Origin of the sequence: Nostoc cf. edaphicum LEGE 07299 (genome assembly GCF_015207245.1) — a bacterium.
Lineage (GTDB): Bacteria > Cyanobacteriota > Cyanobacteriia > Cyanobacteriales > Nostocaceae > Nostoc > Nostoc edaphicum_B.
The window spans coordinates 1-3,496 of sequence record NZ_JADEXF010000673.1 but is presented as its reverse complement, the minus strand read 5'-3'; the positions used below and the strand labels follow the sequence as shown (position 1 = coordinate 3,496).

Here is a 3,496-nt window from a genome sequence, read left to right as displayed (position 1 = left end):
GGTTAACTAAGGTGACAATGACAAATGCCAATACGGAAGCTAAAGTCAGTTGCCAACTCAAAAAGAGCATAAAGCCCAAGGAAACTACAGCAATAAAAAATTCGCTAGGTAAACCAAGGACAATCTGCGAAACTAACTCATTGATGGCATCAATATCGGCAATTCGGCTGACGACTTCCCCACTTCGATGTCCTTCAAAGTAAGATAAGGGCAAGTGTAAAAGTTTTCGACCGTAGTCCAGCAGCAGTCCTAGTTGTAAGCGCTGCCCGAAGTGACCGATGAGGTGAGACTGTACTAAACCAATTGCACTTTTAAACAAGTTTATGGCAATTACTCCAATTGCCACAGTAGTCAGTAATTGAGTATCTCCCCGCACTAGCACATCATCGGTGAGGAGTTGCATCATCAAGGGATAGGCGAGAGACAAAAGTCCGATGACAATATTGATGGCGATCGCCTGACTCAAAAGGAAGCGATAGGGCCAAACACGCACCAGATAGCGTCCAAAGCCAGTCATTTTGTCATCCGGCTGCTCAGAAAAACGGGTGTCGTCTGGCACTAACAGCAGCATAATCCCATTGCTCCACCCCTCAGCTAATTCCTTACGGCTGAGGTAACGGATACCAAATCCAGGGTCGGATATTACATATTTTTTACCTTTTTGCCCGTATAAAACTACCCAATGATAGCCTTTCCAATGTATGATTGCGGGCATTGGAGCTTTATCTAAACTGTCAATCAGTTGAGCAGAAGCTTTGACTTGGCGAACATTAAATCCTAAAGCTTCTGCACCCCGATTCAAACCAAGTAGGGTAGTACCCTGAGATCCCGTGCCTACCGCTTCTCGTACCCGGCTCAGAGTCAAAGTGCGTCCGTAATGTTTGGCAACAGTTGCAAGGCAGGCAGCGCCACAATCTTCTTCACTGTTTTGGAGAACAACCTGATATTTCATAAAATATTGGGAGATTACTTGGTTAGTCCGTGTGCGGCTTGATTATTGTGATGCTATTTACATATTTATATGCATAAAGTCAGTTATGGATATTACCATTTACGTTTATTTGTAGTATCTTGATTGAAGTAAAAAAGTAGGAGCGAAAATACCTCGCTCCTAGAAACTACAAGAAAAGTATGTTACTCAGTTAAAAGCGAAGGAGAGAGCACTCTTTTCTCTTTTAGGTTTTTCGAGATTCTAGTCTGCTGTATGAAATAGAACTTAACTGACTATATACCTATAGGTAATATAGGTATAGGTGCGAGACGTACAGACGAGATTGTCTTTTTAGCGCCACCTAGTAAATTCTTTATTGCGCTTCCTGCTAGAAGGAATCTTGTACCTGTGTAATGTAAACCAGTGTAGCCATACCAAAGTTGGTTATTCGTTACCCGGTACGAAGATGCTACATTGTTGAAGTTAGCTACACCAGGAGGTGCGCCTAAATTTTTATCTGAGCTTGTGATAATTCTCGACGCTCCTGTATGACTGTACAGGATTAGGGCACCACCACTAACAGTAGCAGCAGCTTCTTGGTCAAGGTCTTGCACCAAATCGATGCTGTAAAGGTCTTGGGTTTGGTTGTTGATGTGAGACATTATTTCATCTCCTTAGCTAATTGAGGTAGGTTATTGGTGAAAGTTTAAGTTTATTAACCGTTGTCAATAAGTAATGAGTAATGGTGACTAATATTTAGTTTTAGTCAAAACTGAGGTCAGAAACGCGAACTTTCAGCCTGCCTGCGATCGCGTCATATTTCAAAGCAGTGTTCATCCTTGCCCTGAAATGTTAGTATAAATCTTAATTAGATACTCGATTACATAAATGATTTGGAGTGTAATTACTCTTGACAAAAGTAATTATGTCTTAAAATGTCACGAATGCAGGTAGGTTGTAAGTCGAATCTGTGCGGTGTTGGCGTTTTAGGTATTCGCCTTTACTTAACTCTTTATACAATAGATAAATTTAATTAGACGCACATCGTCAAGTTAGGAAATTGATTTTCCAATTTTGGAAAGTCAATTTTCGCAGATAACTAAAACTGCTTAGTGCGTCCGTAATGTTTGGCAGCAGTTGCAAGGCAAGTAGCACCGCAATCTTCTTCACTGTTTTGGAGAACAACCTGGTATTTCATAAAATATTCGGGGATTACTTGATTACACCGTTTGCAACTTGATTTTCATGCAGTTCGCGTACTCTTACGCTCAAAGCTTGCTATGGGTATTACCATTTACGTTATTTGTGTTATCCTTATTTAAATTAAAAAGTAGGAGCGAAAACGACCTCGCTCCTACAAACTGCGAGAAAAGGATGTTACTCAACTAAAAGGGAAGGTGAGGGCATTCTTTTCTGTTTTAGGTTTTCTCAGAGTTTGTGACTAACTAATACGTCTAACAGAAGAGATGGTGTTGTTACGGATACCTGCGAAGTTACGTAGTGTGCTTGATGATAGAACGAATCTTGTACCTGTGAAATTGAAACCAGTGTAGGCAGCCCAACGTTGGCCAAGCGTTACCCGGTACGAAGATGCTACATTGTTGAAGTTGCTTACACCAGGAGATCGTCCCAAATTGCGATCTGCGCCTGTGATAAATCTCCTCCCGCCTGTAGCATTAAACCCACTCCACAGGATTAAAGCACCGCCACTAACAGTAGCAGCGGCCTCGTGGTCAACGTCTTGCACTAATTCGATGCTGTAAAGGTCTTGGGTTTGGTTGTTGATGTTAGACATTGTTTTTATCCTTATTGAGGTAGACTAATAAGTTGGGTCTGTGCGGCACTGGCGTTTTAGGTGTTCGCCTTCACTGCACTCTTTTACAATAGGTAAATTTGATTAGACGCACATCGTCAAGTTAGGAAATTGACTTTCCAAAATTGGAAAGTCAATTTCCGCAGATAACCAAAACTTCTTAGAGGATGTCTAAGAAGTATCAAATATTTGTTGATCCCCCTTAACACCCCTTAAAAAAGGGGGGATAAGAGTCTTAAAGTCCCCCTTTTTAAGGGGGATTTAGGGGGATCTCCAATGGCTAGGTGTATACAAAAAAACTTTTCAGACATCTTCTAAAATTTCAAATTATAAAAACCATGAAAAAACCCGGCTTAACCGGGCAGACGCACTGTTTGTCTTATTAACCTGTAATAACTATTTAATTTCACAAGTTAGAGGGCAAGCAGCGTAAACAGTAGCCTGCATTTGGTCTGCCTCTCCATGCAGCCAGCTTAACCATTTAACTTCACTAGGATGAACTCCCTTAACAGTTAGCACACCCGCAGCCAATACAACTGCCATGACATTAAACATTATTAGAGCGCCTGCTACAAGCAAAACCGCACTAACAGGCATCACAGATTGCAAGATAATCGACAACAGACATCCGACCGTAGCCATTAAGACAACTAGTGGAAAACCCACAACCAACAAACATACTGCTAATGTAAAAGTCCATATTAAAAAGCTTTTAATCATCAACAAGGAGTAGGTCTTTCCTTGATTAGAGC

Annotated in this window: 5 protein-coding genes; all 5 read right to left on the bottom strand. The window is 41.2% G+C overall.

Annotated elements, in window-relative coordinates:
• On the bottom strand, positions 1-952 hold a 952-nt coding region (locus IQ229_RS18775; RefSeq protein ID WP_265582996.1), incomplete at its 3' end, for a cysteine peptidase family C39 domain-containing protein.
• A 272-nt stretch (positions 953-1,224) separates the two neighbouring features.
• Positions 1,225-1,593 (bottom strand): hypothetical protein, encoded by a 369-nt coding sequence (locus IQ229_RS18770; protein WP_194046322.1) that lies wholly within the window; start codon positions 1,591-1,593, stop codon positions 1,225-1,227.
• 437 nt (positions 1,594-2,030) lie between these two features.
• Positions 2,031-2,129 (bottom strand): cysteine peptidase family C39 domain-containing protein, encoded by a 99-nt coding sequence (locus IQ229_RS18765; RefSeq protein ID WP_194046320.1) that lies wholly within the window; start codon positions 2,127-2,129, stop codon positions 2,031-2,033.
• A 243-nt stretch (positions 2,130-2,372) separates the two neighbouring features.
• The gene (locus IQ229_RS18760; RefSeq protein ID WP_194046318.1) at positions 2,373-2,726 is read right to left on the bottom strand and encodes a beta/gamma crystallin-related protein; all 354 of its coding nucleotides are present in this window, start codon (positions 2,724-2,726) and stop codon (positions 2,373-2,375) included.
• 414 nt (positions 2,727-3,140) lie between these two features.
• On the bottom strand, positions 3,141-3,496 hold a 356-nt coding region (locus tag IQ229_RS18755), incomplete at its 5' end, for a hypothetical protein (RefSeq protein WP_194046316.1).